This is a genomic window from Phytopseudomonas argentinensis, assembly GCF_900113905.1.
GTDB lineage: Bacteria > Pseudomonadota > Gammaproteobacteria > Pseudomonadales > Pseudomonadaceae > Aquipseudomonas > Aquipseudomonas argentinensis.
Genome location: NZ_FORC01000001.1, coordinates 1,449,491 through 1,472,345 on the forward strand (window position 1 = coordinate 1,449,491; position 22,855 = coordinate 1,472,345).

Annotated in this window: 22 protein-coding genes; 8 read left to right on the forward strand and 14 right to left on the reverse strand. The window is 64.9% G+C overall.

Going from position 1 to position 22,855, the window contains the following annotated elements; translation table 11 throughout:
- Window positions 1-34: 34 nt before the first annotated feature.
- Together BM154_RS06570 and BM154_RS06575 are read right to left on the reverse strand one after the other, a co-directional pair.
- On the reverse strand, window positions 35-1,189 hold the full coding sequence (locus tag BM154_RS06570; RefSeq protein ID WP_074881538.1) for a mandelate racemase family protein: 1,155 nt from the start codon (window positions 1,187-1,189) through the stop codon (window positions 35-37).
- Window positions 1,190-1,595: 406 nt separating this feature from the next.
- Window positions 1,596-1,754, reverse strand: a complete 159-nt coding sequence (locus BM154_RS06575; protein ID WP_070884503.1) for a YqaE/Pmp3 family membrane protein — start codon at window positions 1,752-1,754, stop codon at window positions 1,596-1,598.
- 205 nt (window positions 1,755-1,959) lie between these two features.
- On the opposite strand from BM154_RS06575, the gene BM154_RS06580 reads away from it, so the two are divergent.
- Window positions 1,960-2,520, forward strand: a complete 561-nt coding sequence (locus tag BM154_RS06580; protein WP_074881539.1) for an NADPH-dependent FMN reductase — start codon at window positions 1,960-1,962, stop codon at window positions 2,518-2,520.
- A 271-nt stretch (window positions 2,521-2,791) separates the two neighbouring features.
- Here BM154_RS06580 and BM154_RS06585 read toward each other — a convergent pair whose 3' ends face one another.
- From BM154_RS06585 to bioB, 10 genes are all read right to left on the reverse strand, one after another.
- Window positions 2,792-4,567 carry an acyl-CoA dehydrogenase C-terminal domain-containing protein gene (locus BM154_RS06585; RefSeq protein WP_074881540.1) on the reverse strand — a complete coding sequence of 592 codons (1,776 nt, stop codon included), beginning with the start codon at window positions 4,565-4,567 and terminating at the stop codon, window positions 2,792-2,794.
- A gap of 106 nt (window positions 4,568-4,673) precedes the next feature.
- On the reverse strand, window positions 4,674-5,966 hold the full coding sequence (locus BM154_RS06590; protein ID WP_074881541.1) for a GGDEF domain-containing protein: 1,293 nt from the start codon (window positions 5,964-5,966) through the stop codon (window positions 4,674-4,676).
- A gap of 143 nt (window positions 5,967-6,109) precedes the next feature.
- Window positions 6,110-7,915 (reverse strand): phenylacyl-CoA dehydrogenase, encoded by a 1,806-nt coding sequence (locus BM154_RS06595; protein WP_074881542.1) that lies wholly within the window; start codon window positions 7,913-7,915, stop codon window positions 6,110-6,112.
- 150 nt (window positions 7,916-8,065) lie between these two features.
- Window positions 8,066-8,803 carry a putative metalloprotease CJM1_0395 family protein gene (locus tag BM154_RS06600; RefSeq protein WP_074881543.1) on the reverse strand — a complete coding sequence of 246 codons (738 nt, stop codon included), beginning with the start codon at window positions 8,801-8,803 and terminating at the stop codon, window positions 8,066-8,068.
- Between the two features lie 45 nt (window positions 8,804-8,848).
- Entirely contained in the window at window positions 8,849-9,115 is a 267-nt protein-coding gene (locus tag BM154_RS06605) for a hypothetical protein (protein ID WP_074881544.1), read from the reverse strand.
- A gap of 92 nt (window positions 9,116-9,207) precedes the next feature.
- The gene (gene bioD, locus BM154_RS06610) at window positions 9,208-9,891 is read right to left on the reverse strand and encodes a dethiobiotin synthase (protein ID WP_074881545.1); all 684 of its coding nucleotides are present in this window, start codon (window positions 9,889-9,891) and stop codon (window positions 9,208-9,210) included.
- A complete protein-coding gene (gene bioC / locus BM154_RS06615) occupies window positions 9,888-10,679 on the reverse strand; it encodes a malonyl-ACP O-methyltransferase BioC (protein ID WP_074881546.1) in 792 nt (263 codons plus the stop codon). Before bioC ends, bioD begins: the two co-directional genes overlap by 4 nt.
- A complete protein-coding gene (locus BM154_RS06620) occupies window positions 10,676-11,386 on the reverse strand; it encodes an alpha/beta hydrolase family protein (RefSeq protein ID WP_074881547.1) in 711 nt (236 codons plus the stop codon). Before BM154_RS06620 ends, bioC begins: the two co-directional genes overlap by 4 nt.
- Window positions 11,383-12,555, reverse strand: a complete 1,173-nt coding sequence (gene bioF / locus BM154_RS06625; RefSeq protein WP_074881548.1) for an 8-amino-7-oxononanoate synthase — start codon at window positions 12,553-12,555, stop codon at window positions 11,383-11,385. The genes BM154_RS06620 and bioF overlap by 4 nt, the downstream gene beginning before the upstream one ends.
- A gap of 99 nt (window positions 12,556-12,654) precedes the next feature.
- Window positions 12,655-13,710, reverse strand: coding sequence for a biotin synthase BioB (gene bioB / locus BM154_RS06630; RefSeq protein WP_074881549.1), 1,056 nt, complete (start codon window positions 13,708-13,710; stop codon window positions 12,655-12,657).
- An 85-nt stretch (window positions 13,711-13,795) separates the two neighbouring features.
- Here bioB and BM154_RS06635 point away from each other — a divergent pair, with 85 nt between their 5' ends.
- From BM154_RS06635 to BM154_RS06665, 7 genes are all read left to right on the forward strand, one after another.
- Entirely contained in the window at window positions 13,796-14,533 is a 738-nt protein-coding gene (locus tag BM154_RS06635; protein ID WP_074881550.1) for a ComF family protein, read from the forward strand.
- Window positions 14,534-14,585: 52 nt separating this feature from the next.
- Window positions 14,586-15,350: a TOBE domain-containing protein gene (locus tag BM154_RS06640; RefSeq protein WP_074881551.1), complete on the forward strand. Its 765-nt coding sequence runs from the start codon at window positions 14,586-14,588 to the stop codon at window positions 15,348-15,350.
- A gap of 229 nt (window positions 15,351-15,579) precedes the next feature.
- Window positions 15,580-16,554, forward strand: a complete 975-nt coding sequence (locus BM154_RS06645) for a serine/threonine protein kinase (protein WP_074881552.1) — start codon at window positions 15,580-15,582, stop codon at window positions 16,552-16,554.
- 88 nt (window positions 16,555-16,642) lie between these two features.
- Window positions 16,643-17,527: an EamA family transporter RarD gene (rarD, locus tag BM154_RS06650; RefSeq protein WP_074881553.1), complete on the forward strand. Its 885-nt coding sequence runs from the start codon at window positions 16,643-16,645 to the stop codon at window positions 17,525-17,527.
- Window positions 17,528-17,715: 188 nt separating this feature from the next.
- Window positions 17,716-18,237 carry an RNA polymerase sigma factor gene (locus tag BM154_RS06655; protein ID WP_074881554.1) on the forward strand — a complete coding sequence of 174 codons (522 nt, stop codon included), beginning with the start codon at window positions 17,716-17,718 and terminating at the stop codon, window positions 18,235-18,237.
- Window positions 18,234-19,205 (forward strand): FecR domain-containing protein, encoded by a 972-nt coding sequence (locus BM154_RS06660; protein ID WP_074881555.1) that lies wholly within the window; start codon window positions 18,234-18,236, stop codon window positions 19,203-19,205. The genes BM154_RS06655 and BM154_RS06660 overlap by 4 nt, the downstream gene beginning before the upstream one ends.
- Before the next feature lie 84 nt (window positions 19,206-19,289).
- A complete protein-coding gene (locus BM154_RS06665; RefSeq protein WP_074881556.1) occupies window positions 19,290-21,719 on the forward strand; it encodes a TonB-dependent siderophore receptor in 2,430 nt (809 codons plus the stop codon).
- 87 nt (window positions 21,720-21,806) lie between these two features.
- Here the strand turns inward: BM154_RS06665 and BM154_RS06670 are convergent, their stop codons facing one another.
- Complete coding sequence (locus BM154_RS06670) at window positions 21,807-22,325, reverse strand: glycine cleavage system transcriptional repressor (protein ID WP_074881557.1); 519 nt, start codon at window positions 22,323-22,325, stop codon at window positions 21,807-21,809.
- 22 nt (window positions 22,326-22,347) lie between these two features.
- Entirely contained in the window at window positions 22,348-22,794 is a 447-nt protein-coding gene (locus BM154_RS06675) for a GNAT family N-acetyltransferase (RefSeq protein ID WP_074881558.1), read from the reverse strand.
- Window positions 22,795-22,855 lie beyond the last annotated feature (61 nt).

Genomic DNA, 22,855 nt, shown 5'->3' on the forward strand with positions numbered 1-22,855 from the left:
ACAGCGCAGCCGCGGTCGGCTGCGCGCCAGCACATCAGTACCGGGTGACGGTATTGGTTTCGATGTAGGCGAAGTTGATGTCCTCGCCGAGGCCCGGGCGATCCGGCAGGTGCACGTAGCCGTCGGCGTCCATCGGGTCGACGATGCTGTTCAGGTAGGCCGGCACGTCGTCATAGTCGAGGAATGGGTGCAGCAGGCCGCGCTCGTACCAGTCGCAGTTCTTGATCGCACCGACCACCGCCAGGTTGGCGGCGCCGTTACCGTGGATCTCGCAGTGCATGCCATAGGCTTCGGCCAGGTGCGCGACCTTCAGGCACGGTGCGATACCACCGACCCCGGCCACACCGGCGCGCAGGATGTCACAGGCACCCTGCCCGACCCAACTGGCGCGGCTCATGTACTTGCCACCGAGGGATTCCGGGCCCAACACCGGGATGTCGAGGTTGGCCGCCAGCCACGCATAGGATTCGGCGGACTCCTCCATCATCGGTTCTTCGAACCAGGCGAAGTCGAGTTTCTCCAGTTCGCGGCCGATGTACAGCGCGTCGGTGCGGCTGTACCAGTGATAGCCATCGAGCATCAGGGCGATGTCCGGGCCGACCGCCTCACGCACCGCGGCGCAGGCACGCACGTCCATCTTCGGATCCGGCGCGAAGGAGATCGGCGGCATCCAGGTGTGCAGCTTGATCGCCTTGTAGCCGCGGGCAACCAGTTGCTCGGCGAAACGACCGTATTCCTCCGGCGTCGACAGGCCGCCCGGCAGATCATCGCCACACATGGTCGACCCATAGGCCAGCACCTTGTCGCGGTAGCCGCCGATCATCTTGTGCACTGGCTGCTTGAATTTGCGCCCTGCCCAGTCCCACAGCGCCTGCTCGACGAGCGCCAGGGCGCGGTCGGTCAACTGACTGGCGCTGCCGCGCTGCCAGTGGGCGAGATCCTGCCAGATCTTCTCGCGGTCCATGACGTTCTGGCCGATCAGCACCTTGCGCACGAAGCTGTCGATGATGTGCGGACGAATCAGCTCGGGCGCGCCAAAGGCATAGCCTTCCACGCCGTCTTCCGTGGCGATGCGCAGCATGGCCATCTTGGCCAGCGACTCTTCGCCCGGGTGGGCGTGACCGGCCGCATCGACGCTACGGCGAGTGGGGAAGGTGAAAACCTCGACATTGACCTGGGTGATCTTCATTGAGCGCGCCTTGGATCTTGTGATTATTTGAGTGGCTCGATGTATGTTGTCATACAGCGAATGAGCGGATAATTGCCCCAATCAAAAATGCTGTCAAGAAGCTGCAACGAAGAATTTCACTACATGGCGGCATATGAAATTGCCACTATCACAATCAGGAAAGGCCCCTAAAACCAAGGATTAACCCTTTAAATTCAATTAGATGGTGCAAAAACATAGCTTAGGTAAGCTACTTGCTTCACCAGACCAATGCCTACTGATAAGCGCCGCCTAAAACAAAATCTCCCACACCGAACCCTGCTAAAAAGGACAACCCGACTAAGTTGTCATACAGCAGAGCATGCTTTCGCTAAATGGCAGGCAACAAAAAACCGCGCGATTGCGCGGTTTCGGTGAGGCGCCAGGCTTAGCGTTTGGCGATGATGTACACCGCATGGATGATACCCGGGAAATAGCCAAGCAGCGTCAGCAGGATATTCAGCCAGAAGGCGCCAGCGAAGCCGACCTGCAGGAAAACCCCCAGCGGCGGGAGGAGAATGGCGATCAAAATGCGGATCAGGTCCATGGAGTGCGTCCTATAGAGGTTGGCCCGGCTGGGCGATACCCCACAATCGACTGACTCAGGCGACATCCGGTTCAAGAAAAATCATCCACACATTGCGAGGCCATGGCGCCCTGCAGGCCGCTGGCAAGGCTTTCGCAGCGTCGTGCGGAGTCTATAGTGTGCTGGCCCTGTCTATAACCGCTGCACCCCTTTCAGGAGAGTTCTCATGAGCAAGACCTACAACGTGGCCGTATTGATCGGCAGCCTGCGCAAGGCCTCGATCAACCGCAAGCTGGCCCTGGCCCTGGCCGACCTGGCGCCGCAGAACCTGCAGCTGAAGATCGTCGAGATCGGTGAGCTGCCACTGTACAACGAAGATATCGACGTGGATCCGGCACCGGCCGCCTACACTGCCTTCCGCCAGGAACTGAACGCCGCCGACGCGGTGCTGTTCGTGACCCCGGAATACAACCGTTCGATCCCCGCGCCGATGAAGAACGCCGTGGATGTCGCCTCGCGGCCTTATGGCAAGAGTGCGCTGAGCGGCAAGCCAGCGGGCGTGGTCAGCGCCTCGCCGGGAGCAGTCGGCGGCTTCGGTGCCAACCATCAGTTGCGTCAGGCACTGGTGTTTCTCGATATGCCGATGCTGCAACAGCCCGAAGCCTACCTGGGCGGTGCGGGCAACTTCTTCGATGACAGCGGCAAGCTCAGCGACAGCGTCAAGCCATTCCTGCAGAAGTACATCGACACCTTCGCAGCCTGGGTCGAGAAGACAGCCAAAAGCTGAGCTGCAGTCGAGGCCCGTTCTGCGGGCCCTCGACCAGGAGGCCTGGCATTTTTCACGCCCAAAAGAAAACCCCGCCTAGGCGGGGTTTGCAGACTCGATTCTGACATCCTTGATCAGCGCGCCATCCTGGCAGCGTCCCACGTATCCCTGTCTGTTCAGTGCGCTTCCTGCGCTAAGTCCTTGAAGTGAAGATTACGCCTCGGGCGCAAACGCCAATAGTGGGCAAAGGCAGAACCACGTGTAAGCAATCGCCTACACGCGGTTCGCGCCTTTAGAACTGCTCAGCGGTCAGCAGGTAGAGGCTCTCGCTACCAGCCCCCACCGAAGCGTTCAGCGAGTGGATGCGCGGCAGCAAACGCGAGAAGTAGAAACGCGCGGTGCCCAGCTTACTGGCATAGAAATCATCCTGCCCTTCCTTACCCTGCGCGGCCTTGGCCATCAGCGCCCACATATAGGCATAGGCGGTATAGCCGAACAGGTGCAGGTACTCCACCGAAGCAGCGCCGATTTCATTGGGGTTGACCCGCGCGCGTTCGAGCAATGCCTCGGTCTGGGTCTCCAGAATCTCCACGGCCTCCAGCAGTGGCGCCCGGAATTCCTCGGCCAATGCGGCATCGCTGGCGAAGGCCCGCACTTCTTCGATGAAATGTCGGCAGAACGCGCCGCCACTGCCGACGATCTTGCGACCGACCAGATCCAGCGCCTGAATGCCGTTGGTGCCTTCGTAGATCTGCGTGATGCGACAGTCGCGAACCAGCTGCTCCTGGCCCCATTCGCGCACGTAACCATGGCCACCGAACACCTGCTGGCCGTGAATGGTGGTTTCCAGCCCCAGGTCGGTGAGGAACGCCTTGGCCACCGGCGTCAGCAGCGCCACCAGCTCTTCGGCGCGCTTGCGGGTGACTTCGTCTTCGCTGTACTTGGCGGTGTCGAGCTGCAGAGCGACGTAGCTGGAAAAGGCACGCCCTCCCTCGTTGAACGCCTTCATGGTCAGCAGCATGCGGCGCACGTCCGGGTGCACGATGATCGGGTCGGCCGCCTTGTCCTTGGCCACCGCCCCCGTCGGCGCACGGCTCTGGATACGCTCGCGGGCGTACTCGATGGCGCTCTGGTAGGAACGCTCGCCGGTCGACAGGCCCTGGATGCCGACCCCCAGGCGCTCGTAGTTCATCATGGTGAACATCGCGGCCAGGCCGCGGTTCGGCGCATCGATGATATAGCCGGTGGCGCCGTCGAAGTTCATCACGCAGGTGCTCGACGCCTTGATGCCCATCTTGTGCTCGATCGAGCCACAGGAAACCGCGTTGCGCTCGCCCAGCGAGCCGTCGGCATTGACCATGAACTTGGGCACCAGGAACAGCGAAATGCCCTTGGGACCGGCCGGTGCGTCCGGCAGCTTGGCCAGCACTAGGTGGATGATGTTCTCGGTCAGGTCGTGCTCGCCGCCGGTGATGAAGATCTTGGTGCCACTGACCTTGTAACTGCCATCAGCCTGAGGCTCGGCCTTGGTACGGATGATGCCCAGGTCGGTACCGGCATGCGGTTCGGTCAGGCACATCGAGCCGGCCCAGACGCCGGCATACATGTTCGGCAGGTAGGCCTGCTTGAGTTCTTCGCTGGCGTGGGCGTTGATCGACAGGCAGGCGCCAGCGGTGAGCATCGGGTAAAGGCCGAACGACAGGCTGGACGAATTGACCATCTCCTCGACCTGGGCGGAAATCACCTTGGGCATGCCCATGCCGCCAAACCGCGGATCACCGCCCACGCCAACCCAGCCGCCCTCGGCGTAGGCCTTGTAGGCCTCGATAAAACCGGCCGGCGTGCGCACTTCGGTATTTACCCAGGTGCACCCCTCTTCATCGCTGGCCCGATTCAGGGGGGCGATCATGCCGGCGGTGATCTTGCCGGCTTCCTCGAGGATCGCATTGGCGGTTTCCTCGTCGACGACTTCGGCCAGGGCAGGCAGCTGCGCCCAGAGTTTGGAAACCTGGAAAACCTCGTTGAGCACGAAGCGCATGTCACGCAGGGGAGCTTTGTAGTCGGCCATGGGAAGTCCTCGGTAGCACGGTCAGAAGCCGAGTCTAGCCCAACAACTTTTCAGACACATAGGGTCGTGTCGTGACCGCTCAGCCACGGATCGGTCACTGGCTTGCTCAGGCCTGCCCGGGCTTGACCTTGACCGCGCCGCGACGGCGCTGCGCCTGGCTGCTGACGCAATTGCGCCCGGCGCTCTTGGCGGCATAAAGCGCCTTGTCAGCGGCCTTGAGCACGTCTTCCACGTTACGGTGCTGGTTGCCAGGCTGCGCCACCCCGATACTGACCGTCACCGATACCTGGGCCGCTCGCGAGCCGCTGCGGCGCGGGCGCCCAAGCGTGTCGTCACTGGGGCGCTGCTGGCGGTCGCGCAGCTGGATCTGGTAGCGCTCGACGGCCTGGCGAACGGCCTCGAGATGCGGCATACATTGCTCGATGTCCTTGCCGGCGAATACCAGGGTGAACTCCTCCCCACCGTAGCGATACACCTTGCCGCCGCCGCCCACCTTGCGCAGCTGGCTGGCCACCAGGCGCAGAACCTGGTCGCCGACATCATGGCCGTGGGTGTCGTTGAATTTCTTGAAGTGGTCGACGTCGGCCATGGCGATCACGTAGTTGCGCCCCAGGCGCTGCAGTCGCTCGTTCAAGGCGCGGCGGCCGGGCAAGCCGGTCAGCTCGTCGCGAAACGCCATCTGGTAGGCCTCGTGGGCCACGCCAACGACGATCATCAGCATTACCACACTGGACATCACCTGCAGCGCATGGGTGTGGATGAAGGTATTGGGCAACATCCACAACAGCGCCAGCGCGCCCACCAGTTGCACGGCATGCACCGGCCGCGGCGTACGCAGGTACTGGACCAGCAGGGCGATGTTCACCAGCAGGAACAGTGGGTAGGCGAGCTGTATCAGGCTCATCCACTCGGCATGCAGCGCTGGCCAGCGGATCACCGAAAGCCACTGTTCCAGCCCCTGGGGATAACGGCGCGCCAACGCCGCTGCCACGCCAACGACCGCCAGCAATACAGCCGCCCGTGCGACCAGATCCTGGATCAGGTGGGTACGCTCGCGCCATAGCGCGAACAAACCATAGAGCGCAGGCAGCAACAAGCTGCTGAGGTGGAAGACCAGCGCCGCGTCATCGCGCACCCTGCCGAACTCACGGTAGTAATCGGCCTGCTCGTCGAGCAGGAAGTAGCCCAGGTACAGCACTAGCAGCATGAACAATTCACGCTGGCGGCCATAGACCATGCAGAAGGTGCCGCCGAGCAGCAGCAACGAGGTGGGCAGCACATTGAACAGCGAGGTGAAGAAGTCGGTCAGGGTCGGCAGGGTCGCGGCCAGCAAACCGCCGCCGAGCAGCAGCAATGCCGGCAGAAAGTGTCCCAAGCGCAACGCGACGAGACGCGGCAAGGCGAGCTCCGCAGTGACCGAAAAAAGAGACTGGCATTTTGCCTGTAATTGGCTGCCGACGCACGCCGCGCCTGTCCGGTCTCCACAGGGCACACATAAAAAAACCGCGGCACCAGGCCGCGGTTCGATTGCCACCGGCGCGATCAGTAGCTGAGGGCGAAATCCTCTTCGCTCATGTCCATCAGGCTGCTGGCACCGGACAGCATGGCTGCCACGTGGGTGCGGGTACGCGGCAGGATACGCGCGTAGTAGAACTGCGCGGTCTGCAGCTTGGCCTTGTAGAACGCCTGATCACCGTCACCGCTTGCCAGCTTCTCGGCCGCCACACGCGCCATGTCGGCCCAGAAGTAGGCCAGGCAGGCATAACCGGAATACATCAGGTAGTCGACCGAGGCGGCACCGACTTCCTCACGATCCTTCATGGCGGCCATGCCGATCTTCATGGTCACTTCGCCCCATTCCTTGTTGAGCGCGGCCAGCGGCCCGACGAACGCCTTGAGCGCCTCGTTGCCTTCATTGGCCTGGCAGAACTTGTGGACGATCTTGGTGAAGCCCTTGAGCGCCTCGCCCTGGGTCATCAGCACCTTGCGGCCCAACAGGTCGAGGGCCTGAACGCCGGTGGTGCCTTCGTACATCATGGCGATGCGGCAGTCGCGCAGGTTCTGCTCCATGCCCCACTCGCTGATGAAGCCATGGCCGCCGTACACCTGCATGCCATGGGAAGCGGATTCGAAGCCCACTTCGGTCATGAATGCCTTGGCGATCGGGGTCAGAAAGGCCAGCAGACCATCGGCGGCTTTCTTCTGCTCTTCGTCCTGGGCGTACTTGACGATATCCACCTGCTTGGCGGTGAAGTAGACCATCGCACGGTTGCCTTCGGCGAACGCCTTCATGGTCAGCAGCATGCGGCGCACGTCCGGGTGCACGATGATCGGATCGGCCGCCTTGTCGGGCGCTTTCGGGCCGGTCAGCGAACGCATCTGCAAGCGCTCCCGGGCGTACTTGATGGCGCCCTGGAAACCCAGTTCGGCATGGGCCAGGCCCTGCAGGGCAGTGCCCAGACGTGCAGTGTTCATGAAGGTGAACATGCAGTTCAGGCCCTTGTTCGGCGGGCCGATCAGGAAGCCGGTGGCCGAATCGAAGTTCATCACGCAGGTGGCGTTACCGTGGATGCCCATCTTGTGCTCGATGGAACCACAGCTCACGCCATTGCGCTCGCCCACGCCACCGTCGGCATTGGGCAGGAACTTGGGCACGATGAACAGGGAAATACCCTTGGTACCAGCCGGCGCATCGGGCAGGCGTGCCAGGACGATATGGACGATGTTGTCGGCCATGTCGTGCTCACCGGCGGAGATGAAGATCTTGGTCCCGGAAATGCTGTAGGAGCCATCGGCCTGGGGCTCGGCCTTGGTGCGCAGCATGCCCAGGTCGGTGCCGCAATGCGGTTCGGTCAGGCACATGGTGCCGGTCCACTCGCCGGATACCAGCTTGGTCAGATAGATGTGCTGCTGCTCGGCGGTGCCGTGGGCGGAAATGGTGTTCATCGCGCCGTGGGACAGGCCCGGGTACATGCCCCACGACCAGTTGGCAGTGCCGACCATTTCGCTGACCGCCAGGCCCAGCGACTCCGGCAGGCCCTGGCCGCCATGCTCGACGTCATGGGCCAGGCTCGGCCAGCCGCCTTCGACGAACTGCTTGTAGGCTTCCTTGAAGCCGGTCGGCGTCTTCACGCCGGCTTCGCTCCAGGTGCAGCCTTCGGTATCGCCCACACGGTTCAGCGGCGAGAGCACCTGCTCGCAGAACTTGGCGCCTTCTTCGAGAATCGCGTCGACCATGTCTGGCGTGGCGTCCTGGCAGCCGGGCAGGCTCTGGTAGTGCGCGTCATAACCGAGCAGCTCGTCACGTACGAAACGGATATCGCGCAAGGGGGCCTTGTAATCAGGCATAGCGGGTACCTCTGCGGGTGGTCTCTTATGTTCGGGATGACCGGTGGGCGGTCGTTTGCAGGATGAACATGGAGAGAGGATCACGCCTCTCAAACACATGTTTGAAACATACGTTTACGCCCAATTACTGTCAAGGCCGCTCATGCACGCTCAGGCGCGAAGATCAAGCAACCCGGAAGGCCTCTGCTGATCCGCGGACGCGGCATAAAGGCTGATGCCCGCTGGCACGGGCGAGCTCCTGGAGGCATCGGATGTGACCGACGGGTCGTCGCTTTTTTCGGCACCTTGGTCGGCAGGCGCTTTGCCCCCCTCCCCTTCACCACGCCGCAGGGCGGCCAACTCGGCGCGCGCCGCCGCCATTTGTGCCTGGGCCTGACTGGCCACGCTGCGATCCTGAGCGGACGGCTCGGCGGGTGCCAGTGCAGCGCGGATGACGATCTCCATCTTGCTCAGGGTGGCTTGCGGGTCATTGGCGACCGCGCCGACATCGATCCTCACCTCGCCACCGGAGGCATAGCGTTTGCCGTCCGGCCCCTGGGTATAGGTATAGGTGGGCGCTCCGGCATGGGGACCACCCACTGCGGCGTGGGCCTGCTCGTGGGCGCGAACCTCGCGGTCACGGTTGGCCAGTTCGGCCACCACGAGCTGCAGCTTCTGCTCTTCCTTGGCACTGCGAGGCTCTCCCGGCTGAGCGGAAGAATCGTCCGACCTGTCCTGTTCCTCTTGCGAGGTAGCGGCCTGAGAGGAATCGGCTTCGGCGCCTGCCGTCACCGGCGCAAACGCGGCGCGGGCCAGCTCGGGCGAACTGGCGGACTCGAAGGGGCGGGGTATGGAAGCCGAGAGCGGCGAAGCGAAATGATAGGAGGAGGGAAAACCGCCAACTTGCATGTCGTTCTCCCTCCTGGAGTCGAGCGCCTGGGCAGGCGCTGCGATTTAGGCGGTAACGTCGATCAAGGTGCCCAGCACCTTGTCCGCGGTCTGCACGACGCGCGCACCGGCTTGGGCTTCATATTGGCCAACACGCATCTCGACCATGTTCTCGGCAATGTCAGCACGCGCCGCGGACGGCTCGTTGGCCTGGGCACGCTCGGCAGTGATCGGGCCGCTGGCGATTTCACCGGCAGCCTGGTCGACCCGGCGCTGGCCGGACTGAATGGTATTGATGCCAGCATTGAAGGCGCTGGTGGAAGAGATCTGCATGGGACGTCTCCTGCCGCAGGAACTTTATAGGCTGCATTTAAGCAGAAGCCGGTGAAAAGATGTACAGCTAAAAATGATGCAAAAGTTGCCGTTCATAGCATCAATCGCGATAAATCGAGGTGCTGCGCTACCTGCTCGGCTGTCACCGCTGACAGGTGCGGCACCCGACCGATGCAGGGCGCCGGCAAGCGCTCGTCGAGGGTTTCGAGATTGTCCTGCAGGCGTGCGACGTGCGGGTCGACGATATTGGCGACCCAGCCTGCCAGGGGCAGGCCGTCGCCGATGATCGCCTCGGCGCTCAGCACCGCATGGTTGATGCAGCCCAGCCGCACACCCACCACCAGAATCACGGGAATGTGCAGCGCCTGGGCCAGATCGGCCAGCGTGGCCATACCGCCCAGTGGCACCCGCCAGCCACCGGCACCTTCGACCAGGGTAAAGTCTGCGCCCTTGCTCAGAATCGCCAGAACCGCTGCGTGCAAGCTCGGCACATCGAGCGTCACGCCGGCGTCCCGAGCGGCCAGATGTGGCGCGATGGCAGGCGCAAACGCCAGCGGATTCACCTCTTCATAACGCAGCGGCAGGCTGCACTGGGCGAGCAGCGCCAGGGCATCGTCATTGCGCAGCCCCTCTGCGCCGAGCTGACAGCCGGAGGCTACCGGCTTGGCCGCCGCAGTGGATAGCCCCGCGCGGCGCGCCGCGTACAGCAGGCCGGCAGCGATGGTGGTCTTGCCGATCTCGGTATCGGTGCCGGTGACGAAATAGGCGGCGCTCATGGGCCGGGCTCCTTTTGCAGTACGCCATAGATGACTTGGTAGGTGCAGGGCAGCCCCTCGGCCTGGCGCTGGCGCTCGTAGGCATCGGCCAGCGCGCGCAGTCGGGCGCGACCGGTCAGCCCGGCGGGGCGACCGTCATTGAGATTGTGTGCACCAAGTGCCTTGAGACCATGGGTAAGGCTGCGCAGATCGGCGTAGTACAACCGATGAGCACGCACCTGCAGCCGTCGTATCTGCAGGCTGCTGCCGGCACAGAGCGCCTGATAATCCTCGGCGCTGCGAAAGCGGTTGACGTGCACGAAACCGTCCACGGCCAGCCAGCTGTCACGCAGCTCCTGCAAGGTGCCGACGCACAGGCTGCTGAACGCCAGCGTTCCGCCTGGGCGCAATACCCTGTGCGCCTCGTCCAGCACAGCCTGGAAATCCGCGCACCACTGCAAGGCCAGGCTCGAGAACAGCAGGTCGCAGCTGGCGTCGCGCAGCGGCAGTCGCTCGGCATCGCCGGCCACGAAGGCTTGCGCGGCGCTCGCCTGCCGAGCGTGCTGCAACATGCCTTCGGCGATATCCACGGCAATACCTTCGCTACGCGGATAGCGGTCCGTCAGCGCGCGGCTGAAAAACCCGGTGCCACATCCCACATCGAGCCAACGCTGCGGCTGCAGGGACAGCGGCAGGTACTGCAGCAGCTGCTGGCCGACGTCACGCTGCAGCTGCGCCACGCTGTCGTAGCTGCCGGCGGCCTTGGAGAAGGACGCAGCGACAAGACGCTTGTCCGGGCGCTCGTTCATTGCCACGCCTCCAGAAAACGGCCCACCAGAGACGCCACCTCGGTAGCCTGCGCACGCGGGAAGGCGTGGGGCGCACCGCCGATGCAGTGCACCGCGGCAGCGGGTTGCAGCGCCTGCACAGCTGCCGCCGCTGCCTCCGGCACCAGTGCATCGCCCCCTGCGAACAGATGCAGCTGCGGCCCCTCGAAGTGCTGCAGCGCCGCCTGGCTATCGAGCATGGCGAGCAGGTCCAGCCCGGCCAGCGTGTCGACGCCACCCGCCTGCGCCAGCAGGCCGCGCGATAGCCCCCTTGCATCGCCAGCGCCCTGGCTGCAGAGCATGGCGAAACGCTTGAGCGTCGCCGCGGGGCTCAGGGCATAGCCCTCCCGAAAGGCCTCGAAAGTCGCCACCGGCATCGCCGTCGGCCAGGCCGCGCTGGCGGTGAACCGGGCATTGCTGGCCAGCGTCAGCAGCCCCGGGCAATCCGCGCCACGGCGCGCCGCCAGCAGCGTGGCGAGCATGCCACCCAGGGACCAGCCGCCTAACCAGGTGCCACGGGGCAGACGTTGGTCCAGCACGTCCAGCCATTGCCCGGCGTCGGCCTGCCTGACCACCGGCAAGGCTTCGATGCTGACCTGGAAATGTTCGCCCAGCGCCTCGGCCAGCGGCACGAGCGACGCGCTGCCCAGCCCCCAGCCGGGCAGCAGAATCAACGGTTGAGCCGTCATGCCGGCTCCCCGGGTAGCTGCGCCCAGCACTGGGCCAAGGCTTCGAGCAGCCGATCGACCTGAGCCAGTTCATGGGCAGCGGACAGGGTGACCCGCAGCCGCGCGCTGCCCGCCGGCACGGTGGGCGGGCGAATCGCGGTGACCAGCAGGCCGTGCTCGCGCAACGCCCGGGACAGAGCCATGGCACGACCGCTGTCGCCGATCAGGATCGGTTGAATCGCCGTGTCGCTGTCCATCAGCGTCAGGCCGATATGGGTAGCGCCCTGGCGAAAGCGCGCGATCAGGGCGTTCAAATGCTCGCGGCGCCAGTGCTCGCTGCGCAGCAATTGCAGGCTCTTGAGGGTGGCGCAGGCCAGCGCCGGCGGCTGGCTGGTGGTGTAGATGTAAGGCCGGGCGAACTGCACCAGGGTGTCGATCAAGTCCTCACTGCCAGCGACAAAGGCGCCAGCGGTGCCGAATGCCTTACCGAGGGTGCCAACCAGCACCGGCACCTCATTCATGCCGAGCCCGAACTGCTCGACCACACCGCCACCGGTGGCGCCCAGGGCGCCAAAGCCATGGGCATCGTCGACCATCACCCAGGCATCCCTGCGCCGCGCCTCGGCGCACAGCGCCGGCAGGTCGGCCAGATCGCCGTCCATGCTGAATACGCCGTCGCAGACCACCAGGGTATTGCCCTCGGCCTTGGCCAGACGGCTGGCAAGACTTTGCGCGTCGTTGTGCAGGTAGCGCGAGAAGCGCGCGCCGCTGAGCAGGCCGGCATCCAGCAGCGAGGCATGGTTGAGACGATCCTCGAGCACCGTGTCGCCCTTGCCGACCAGCGCCGTGACGGCGCCCAGGTTGGCCATGTAGCCGGTGGAGAACAGCAGCGCCCGCGGGCGCCCGGTGAAATCGGCCAGCGCCTCCTCCAGCTCGTGGTGCGGCGTGCTGTGGCCGACCACCAGATGCGAAGCGCCACCGCCGACGCCCCAGCGTTTAGCGCCAGCGCGCCAGGCCTCGACCACCTGCGGGTGGTTGGCCAGGCCCAGATAATCGTTGGAGCAGAAGGCCAGCAACTGACGGCCATCCACCTCCACCAGTGGCCCCTGTGGGCTGCCCAGAAGGGGGCGCTGGCGATACAGATCGGCAGCACGGCGCTCGGCCAGGCGAGCGGCAAGATCGAAACTCATGGGCTATCACCGTAAAGCGCGAAGCATCCAGCACAGGCCGGCCGCCGCCGCGCGGTTGGCCGGCAAGGGGCAGGCGCCGTGCTGGCGCCTACTTGGGGATCAGATGGCAGCGTCGTAGAACAACCGTGAGTCACGCTGCTCGACCAGCGCCTGCTCGATGGCGGCCTGGTGCACCTCGTCGGCATGTTCTTCACGCGCTTCGGGCTGAATACCGAGCCGGGCGAACAGCTGCATGTCCTTGTCGGCCTGGGGGTTGGCGGTGGTCAGCAGTTTTTCGCCATAGAAGATCGAGTTGGCGCCGGCGAAGAACGCCAGGGCCTGCATCTGCTCGTTCATCGCCTCGCGGCCGGCGGACAGGCGCACGTGGGACTTGGGCATCATGATGCGCGCAACCGCCAGCATGCGGATGAAATCGAACGGGTCGACGTCTTCCTCATTGGCCAGCGGCGTGCCCTCGACCTTGACCAGCATGTTGATCGGCACCGACTCCGGGTGCTCCGGCAGGTTGGCGAGCTGGATCAGCAGGCCGGCGCGATCGTCCAGCGACTCGCCCATGCCGAGGATGCCGCCGGAGCAGATCTTCATGCCGGCGTCGCGTACGTAGGCCAGGGTCTGCAGGCGCTCGCTGTAGGTGCGGGTGGTGATGATGCTGCCGTAGAACTCTGGCGAGGTGTCGAGGTTATGGTTGTAGTAGTCCAGCCCGGCTTCCGCCAGGGCGGCGGTCTGCTCCCTGTCGAGCTTGCCCAGGGTCATGCAGGTTTCCAGGCCCAGAGCCTTGACGCCCTCGACCATCTTCAGCACGTAGGGCATATCCTTGGCGGACGGATGTTTCCAGGCCGCGCCCATGCAGAAGCGGGTCGAGCCGATGGCCTTGGCCTCGGCGGCCGCCTCCAGCACCTTCTGCACTTCCATCAGCTTCTGCTTGTCCAGGCCGGTGTTGTAGTGACCGGATTGCGGGCAATACTTGCAGTCCTCGGGGCAGGCCCCCGTCTTGATCGACAAGAGCGTCGAGACCTGCACGCGATTGGCATCGAAATGCCCGCGGTGCACGGTCTGGGCCTGGAACAGCAGGTCGTTGAACGGTTGCTCGAACAGGGCGCGAACTTCGTTCAGGCTCCAATCGTGACGCAGGGTGGTGGCGGTACTGGCGCTCATGGGGGCAAGTCCTTATCTACAGGCGGCCTGCTACAGTCGAAAAGGCAGACCCAACACGGATGTGCGGCATAGTTAAGGAAGCCTCATGCACTGTCAACCATCAGCTATATTCAAGGTTTACAACTGGTTAAAAATAAAACAAACCTGCCTGCTCTGCGATGAACGGGTCGACACCGCCATGCCGCTATGCGTCGAGTGCGATGCCGAGCTGCCGTGGCTCGGCCCGCATTGCCGGGTTTGCGCGCTGCCGCTGGCGGTCGACGGACTGACCTGCGGCAGTTGCCTGAAACGGCCGCCGCCGTTCAGCCGGGTCGAGGCCCCCTGGCGCTACGGCTTTCCCGTCGATGCGCTGATCAATGGCTTCAAGCACCAGGCACGCTGGCCCATCGGCCGCCTGCTCGGCGACCTGCTCGCGCGGCATCTGGCCCATGCCTTCGACGAAGGCTTGCCCAGGCCCGACCTGCTGCTGCCCGTGCCCCTGTCGCCGAAGCGCCAGCGCCAGCGCGGCTTCAACCAGGCACAGATACTCGCCGAAGTGGTCAGCAGCGCGCTGCAGCTTGCACGGCGCAGCGACTGGCTGCAGCGCATCGGCGATCCACCCGCCCAGCAGAAACTCGATGCCGCCGCGCGTCGGCGCAACCTGCGTGGCGCCTTCAGACTGCGCCCGGTTGCCCAGCCCCGCGGCCTGCACCTGGCGTTGATCGATGACGTGCTGACTACCGGCGCCACCGCACAGCAACTGGCGCGCCTGCTGACTCGCGCCGGCGCCCTACGTGTGGATGTCTATTGCCTGGCGCGCACGCCGGCACCGGGCGATCATTGACGTCGCCGGGGGCGTCGCGCACAGTGAACGACCGTCGTGCCGATCTCCTGCCATGTCCACCCTGTCCCTGCTCGCCCAACACGTCACCCGTCGTCCGCAGCGTATCGCCCTGCTCGAACAGATCGCCGCACAAGGTTCGATCACCCGTGCCGCCAAGGCCGCCGGCATGAGCTACAAGGCCGCCTGGGACGCCATCGACGAGCTGAACAACCTGGCCGACCAGCCCCTGGTGGCCCGCAGCGTCGGTGGCAAGGGCGGTGGCGGCGCACGGCTGACGCCGGCCGGTGAACGCCTGCTGCAGCTGCACCAGCGCCTGCAGGCCATCCAGGCCGACCTGCTGCAAGCCGCTGCCGATGACGCCGACCTGCAGGTACTGGGCCGCCTGATGCTGCGCACCAGCGCGCGCAACCAGCTCAGCGGTAGGGTGCAGGCGATCCAACCCCAGGGCGGCAACCACCTGATCGCCATCGAACTGCCCGGTGGCGCGTCGCTCCAGGCGCAGATCACCCGCAACAGCACCGCTCACTTGCAACTGCAGGCCGGGACTCCCTTGATGGTGTTGATCAAGGCCGGCTGGCTGCAGCTCAGCCGGCCGGACCAGCCCCCCGATCCAGGCCTCAATGCGCTAACGGGGACCATCGAGCAGATCCTGGCCGAGAGCGACGGCCCCTGCGAGGTGCGCATCGCCCTGCCCAACGGGCAAACGCTGTGCGCCCAGGCCGGCGCCGAGCAACTCGCCGGGCAGGGGCTGGTTGCCGGCAGCCCGGTACGCGCCCAGTTCGCAGCCAGTCATGTGTTGCTGGGAACCCAGGTCTGACGCGATCGGCGCGTCTTACCCGGCACTTCAACTGCCGACTGGTCGACGGATAAAGCCTCGCCCCCCCACGGGCTTAAATCTGGATGCCTGGCTGGCCGCCTGCAAGCTGACAGCAAGCCGCTACCTACCACTGAGCCGCATCACCCCGCTCGTTCGCGACGGGGACGAATAGTGGCCATGACGAGGGCCCGCAGGCGTTACACTCGGCGGCCAACCGCAGGAGCCGTCCATGAGCCATCCTTTCGCCGCCCTCACCCCCGATCTGGTCCTGGATGCCGTCGAGAGCCTGGGTTATCTCAGCGACGCGCGGGTGCTGGCCCTGAACAGCTACGAGAACCGCGTCTATCAGGTGGGTATCGAGGCCGAAACCCCGCTGATCGCCAAGTTCTACCGACCCGATCGCTGGACCGACGCAGCGATTCGCGAAGAGCACAGCTTCACCGCCGAGCTGGCAGAGTTCGAAGTACCGGTGGTAGCGCCCCTGCAGCGCGACGGCGAAACCCTGTTCGAACACGCCGGGTATCGCTTCTCGCTGTTTCCACGCAGAGGCGGCCGCGCGCCGGAGCCGGGCAACCTGGACCAGCTCTATCGCCTGGGGCAGTTGCTCGGCCGTCTGCATGCCGTCGGCTCGCTGCGCCCGTTCGAGCATCGCGAAGCCCTGCGGGTGGATAATTTCGGCCATGCTTCCCTTGCCACCCTGCTGGACGGCAACTTCATCCCCAGGAGCCTGCTGCCCGCCTACGAGTCGGTGGCGCGGGATCTGCTCAAGCGCCTTGATCAGCTGTTCGCGCAAAACCCGGCCAAGGCCATCCGCCTGCACGGCGACTGCCACCCGGGCAACCTGCTGTGCCGCGACGAGACCTACCACATGGTCGACCTCGACGATTGCCGCATGGGCCCGGCGATCCAGGACCTGTGGATGATGCTGGCCGGCGACCGTCACGAGCGGCTCGGCCAGATCGCCGAACTGGTCGAGGGCTATCAGGAGTTTCACGATTTCAACCCCCGCGAGCTTCCGCTGATCGAGGGTTTTCGCTCCCTGCGCCTGATGCACTACAGCGCCTGGCTGGCACGCCGCTGGGACGACCCGGCCTTCCCGCAGAGCTTTCCGTGGTTCGGCAGCGAGCGCTACTGGGGCGAGCAGATCCTCATGCTGCGCGAGCAGATGGCGGCGCTGGACGAGGAGCCGCTGAAGCTGTTCTGAGCGCGCCGCAGCGGCAATAAAAAGCTGAACACGCGGACAACTGCGCACTAGAATGACGCATCCCGCTACCGCCTCATTAAGGACTTACATGGCCACCGCAGATTTGCGCCGCGGCTACATCCTGGGCCTTTCCGCCTATGTCATCTGGGGTTTGTTCCCGATGTACTTCAAGGCGATCCAGGCCGTTCCGCCGCTGGAAATCATCGTTCACCGCGCCATCTGGTCCGCCCTCTTCGGTGCCCTGCTACTGCTCGTCTGGAAGCACCCAGGCTGGCTGCGTGAACTGATCGATCACCCCAAACGCTTCGCGGTGCTCGCCGTGAGTGGTGCGCTGATCGCCGGCAACTGGCTGATCTACGTCTGGGCGGTGAACAATGAGCGCATGCTCGAGGCCAGCCTGGGCTACTACATCAACCCGCTGGTCAACGTGCTGCTCGGCATGCTGCTTCTCGGTGAACGGTTGCGTCGCCTGCAGTGGGTGGCGGTCGCCCTGGCAGCCGCCGGGGTGGCCCAGCAGCTATGGCAGGTGGGCAGCCTGCCCTGGGTATCGCTGGCTCTGGCCTTGAGCTTTGCCACCTATGGGCTGATCCGCAAGAAAGCGCCGGTCGCCGCGCTGCCGGGGCTGGTGGTGGAAACCTGGATCCTGCTGCCGCTGGCCATCGGCTGGATCCTGTTGCACCCCGCGGCCATGAGCAGCCAGCCACCGTTCTGGACCACCAGCGAAGCACTTTGGCTGATCGCCGCCGGGCCGGTCACCCTGATCCCCCTGGTGTTCTTCAACGCGGCCGCTCGCCACCTGCCGTTCGCGACCCTGGGCTTCCTGCAGTACATCGCGCCGACCCTGGTGTTGCTGTTGGCGGTGTTCGTCTTCGGCGAGCATTTCGACCCGGCGAAAATCATCTCCTTCCTGTTCATCTGGGCGGGCCTGGCGGTGTACAGCGTCGATACCTGGCTGACCCTGCGCAAGCGCTAGCAGGCCTTTGCCGCGATTGGCGCGGAACGACCTGGCGTGACCGTCTCGGCGGCCCGCCAGCGCCCCGACGGGCGAGCAACGCCAGCTCGCCGACAAAACCGACCACAAGCGATTGCAGCGCATCGTTGCAACCTGTAATCATATGCGAATAATTATTGCTTTATTTCTCCCTATTCGCGGAGTTACCTGTGTCGGTCGGGGAATCCACGCATCAGCAGCTGACGGGCCAGCTCTATCGCGACCACCGCGATTGGCTGCTCGGCTGGCTACGCAAAAGCCTGGCCTGCCCACACCGGGCCGAAGACCTGAGCCAGGACACCTTCGTGCGCCTACTCGGCAAACCCGACCTGCAGCATCTGCGTGAGCCCCGCGCCCTGCTCGGCACCATCGCCCGCGGGCTGCTGATCGACCATTTCCGTCGCAACGCCGTGGAACGCGCCTACCTGGAAGAGCTGAGCCGCAGCCCCGAAGCCGTGCATACCAGCCCGGAGGAGCAGGCGCTGGTGCTCGAAGCGCTGCGCGAGATCGACCGCCTGCTCGGCACGCTGTCGGCCAAGGCGCGCAGCGCCTTTCTCTACAACCGTCTGGATGGCCTCGGCCACGCCGAGATCGCCCAACGCCTGGGCGTGTCGGTGCCGCGGGTACGCCAATATCTCGCCCAGGCCGCCCGCCAGTGCTACATCGCCCTGTACGGCGAGCCGACGCCATGAGCGCGTCTGCGCCGGTCAGCAACCGGGTACTGGAGGCCGCCATCGGCTGGCAGCTGTGCCTGGATTCGGGCATCACCAGCGCACGGGAGAAACTCGAGTTCCAGCGTTGGCTGGCCGCCGACCCGGAGCACGTGCGCGCCTGGAAGCAACTCACCGGCCTCGATCAGCAGTTGGCCGTGGCGGCGCTGCCGGCCGCACGCAAGGCCTTGCTCAGGCGCACGGACGCTACCCCGCAGCGACGCAGCATCGGTGGTTTGCTCGGCGTCGTACTGGCCAGCCTGCTGGGCCTCGGCCTGCTCAACCAGCAACGCCCGCTGAGCGACTGGCTGGCCGATGAGAGAACCGCCGCCGGCGAGCAGCGCGAGTTGCAGCTGGCCGACCGCAGCCGGCTGCGCCTCAACAGCCGTAGCGCCGTGGATATCGACTTCACGGCCGATGCACGCCGCCTGTTCCTGCGCAGCGGCGAGATCCTCGTGGAGACCGCCCACGGCGATCCCCGGCCGTTTCTGGTTGAAACCGCACACGGCACCCTGCGCGCCCTGGGCACGCGCTTTCTGGTCCGCGAGGAGGATCAGGGTACGCGCCTGATCGTTCTGCAATCGGCCGTTGCCGCGCACCCACAGCACGCCGCAGATGAGCGGGTGATCGAGCAGGGCCAGCAGGTGCTGATGGGCCGCGAGAGCCTGGGCGCCAGCCAGGCCGCGCCGCTTGCCGCCGACGCCTGGATGCACGGCATGCTGGTGGTGGAAAACGTGCGCCTGGCCGAATTGCTGGAGCGCCTTGGCGAGTACCAGAGCGGCCACCTGGGTGTCGATGCCAGCATTGCCGACCTGCGTATCAGCGGCAGTTTCCCGCTGCGCAACCGCGACCTGGCCCTGGCGGCCATCCCTGCCAGCCTGCCGGTGCGGGTACAGCGCTACAGCGACTGGTGGATTCGCATCGTGCCGCGGACCGAAAAGCCCCGGTAAATTTTTTTGCAGCGCCCCTATCACTTTCGCCACCGACTTCGGCAATAGGAAATCAGACTCATTTCCCTGTAGGAGCCGCTCGCGATGCCGATGTTCAGCCGTACCCCGTTCCGCCCGCGCCTGCTGGTCGCTGCCATGACCCTGGCCAGCCTGCCGGCTTTCAGCCTGGCCCAGTCGGCTGAAAGCGTGCGCAGCTATCGAGTGCCCGCCGCCCCGCTGGCTAGTTCCCTGAATCAGATCGCCAGCCAGGCCGGCGTGGTGCTGAGCATCGACCCCAGCCTGACCGCCGGCAAGCGTGCCCAAGCGGTGCAGGGCGAATACGACACCGCCGGCGCACTCCGCCAGGCGCTGGCCGGCAGTGGCCTGATGCTGGTGCCGGGCGCGGCGGGCACCTACAGCGTCCAACCGGTAGCGGACAGCGCCGCACTGGCGCTGCCGGAAACCACCGTCAACGCCAGCAGCGCTGTCGAAAGCGCCTGGGGCCCGGCCACCGGCTACCTGGCGACACGCACTGCTGCCGGCAGCAAGACCGATACCGCGATTGCCGAGGCGCCGCGCTCGATCTCCGTGGCGACACGCCAGCAGATGCAGGATCGCAAGGTGCAGAACCTCGACGACGCGGTGCGCTACATGCCTGGTGTGATCGCCAGCAGCTACGGCAGCGACAGCCGTGCCGAATGGATGAAGATCCGCGGCTTCGAACCCATCCAGATGCTCGACGGCCTGCCGCTGCCCAAGGGTACCTACGTGATGCCCAAGCTGGAAACCTGGAACCTGGAACGGGTAACCCTGCTGCGCGGGCCGGCATCCTCGGTCTACGGCCAGACCCCGCCAGGCGGCCTGCTGGACATGGTCAGCCGCCGCCCGGAAGCACTCGACAGCCACCAGGTTCAGCTGCAGGTCGGCACCTTCCAGCACAAGCAGATCAGTTTCGACAGCACCGGCCGCGTCGACGAAGACGGCCGCTTCCTGTACCGCGTCGGCGGCGTACTGCGCGACAGCGGCACGGCGATCGAACACATCGACGACCAGCGCTTCAACATCGCCCCGAGCCTGACCTGGAACATCGCCGAAGACACCCGGCTGACCTTGCTCAGCCAGTTCAACCGCGACGATACCGGCACCACCAGCCAGTTCCTGCCGCTGCAAGGCACCAAACTGGCCACCCCGGCAGGCAAGGTTGACTACCACGAGAACCTTGGCGACCCGGATTGGGAGTTCTACGACAAGACCTATTACGCCCTGGGCTATGCCTTTGAGCATCGTATCGACGACGTCTGGCAGTTCCGCCAGAACCTGCGCTACACCAAGAGCGACCTGGAATTTCAGAGTATTACGGCGGGCGGCTTTGCCACCGCTGTCGCCGACGACGGCACGCTCTCCCGTGGTGCCAACGTGGTGAACGAGGACATCAGCCAGTTTGCCGTCGACAACAACCTGCAGGCCGACTTCGACACCGGCGCGCTGAAGCACACCCTGCTGCTGGGCCTGGACTATCAGCGCGTCAATACCAACTACCAGTGGCTGTTCGGCTCTGCGCCGCCCAGCAACATCATCACGCCGATCTACGGTCAGGACTTCAGCAACGTCGCCTACACCGCGTTCCAGGACTACAACCAGAAGCGTCACGGCACGGGCCTGTACATCCAGGACCAGATCGCCCTCGACAACTGGCGCCTGACGCTCGGCGGGCGGCAGGACTGGCTCTCTTCCGATACAACCTTCTATAACGCCGGCAATGCCGAAGACAGTCGCCACGACAGCGCCTTCAGTGGCAATGCGGCACTGAGTTACGTGTTCGATCCCGGCTTCACGCCCTACGTTTCCTATGCTGAGTCCTTCCAGGCTGAAGCAGGTGGCAGCGGCGGTAGAACCTTCCGCCCCAGCACCGGCAAACAATACGAACTCGGCATCAAGTACCAGCCGCCTGGCAGCGACATGCTGTTCAGCGCCGCGGCTTATGACCTGAAACGGCAGAACATCGTCACCACCAGTACCGCGGGTGCTACAGAGCCGGTTCGCGAGGTGCAGGTGCGCGGCCTGGAGCTGGAGGCCGTCGGCAACGTCAACGAGAGCCTGAAGATCACGGCTGCCTATACCTATGCCAACAGCAAGATGCGCAAGACCAATGACCCACGGGACGAAAACCGGGCACTGCCACTGACGCCCGAGAATCAGGCGTCCCTGTGGGCCGATTACACCTGGAACGACGGCACGCTGGCGGGGGTTGGCATCGGCTTCGGTGCGCGCTATATCGGCGAGACGGACAACATCGCCGTGGGCAGCATGGGCTTCGTACGTGATGTATCGGACGGCCACACCCGCTCCTACACCGTCTACGACGCGGCAATACGCTATGACCTGGGCAAGCTCAGCAACGCGCTGCAAGGCGCCAGCGTCGCTCTCAATGCCAAGAACCTGTTCGACAAGGAATACCTGGCGACCTGTGACGGCTTCTACTGCTACTACGGCGACCCACGCAGCGTGATCGCCAGCGTCGACTATCAGTGGTAATCCGCCAGCCCTGCCCCTGACAAGGCCGCCCACTGGGCGGCCTTTTCGTTTGCCTCGCGATCAGGCGCCGCCGCGGGCATGCCCAGCCTAGTCCTCCATGCGCAGCTTCAGCTCCACCATCAGGTCGTCGGCCAGGGTTTCCAGTGAGCTCTGCAGGGTACTCAGTGGCAAACCCTCGGGCACGGCCAGCGTGGCCTGGGCGTGGAACAGCGGCTCGCCGCTCATCGGCGCGGGTGTCACCTCGGTCACCAGACTCTCCAGATTGACGCCGTTGGCGGCCAGCAGCCGGGTAATGTCGCGCACGATACCGGCGCGGTCGTTGCCCAGTAGATCGAGATGGATGGACTTCCAGGTGCAGTCCGGCTCGGCGCCGGCCGATGCCAGTTGCACGCGGATGCCCTGGGCACTCAGTTCGCCCAGGGCTTCCATCAGTGCGCCGTGGGAGGCCGCGGGCACGTCCACCCTCAGGATGCCGGCGAACTGCCCGGCCATGCGTGACATGCGACTTTCCAGCCAGTTGCCGCCGTGCCTGGCCACGCACTGGGCGACGCGCTCGACCAGGCCCGGCTGATCCTGGGCGATGACGGTGAGTATCAGATGATCCATGTGCCTCTCTCCTCGATGGCGCTCAACTCAGGTCGAGCCGGTAGGTCAGGTAGATCGCATCGCGCACGTAGCCCAGGCGCTCGTAGAGCGACTGCGCGGCCTGGTTGGTTCGCGCGGTTTCCAGCTGCAGTCCACAGGCGCCAGTGCGCAGCCCATGCTGGCGAGCGGCCTCCAACAGCATCTCGCCAACACCCTGGCGCCGTGCCTGCTCGGCCACGTACAGGTCACTGAGCAGCAAGCTGGGGCGCAGCGCCAGCGAGTCATACAAGGGATAGAGTTGCACGAAGCCCTGGGCGTTCGCTCCATCGTCGCGGGCGATCAGCAGGGTCGAATCGCCGCGGGCCAGGCGCGCCGCGAGGAACTCACGCACCTGGGGATCGGGTTTGTCGACGCCGTAGAAAGTCAGATAGGCGGCGAACAGCGGCACCAGGTCATCGAGATCCGCCGCGGTGGCGATGCATATGGGCATGGTCGTGATCCTCATGGGGTGCCGTGGAGTATAGGCAGCCGCCGCAGACAGGCGGCAGTGC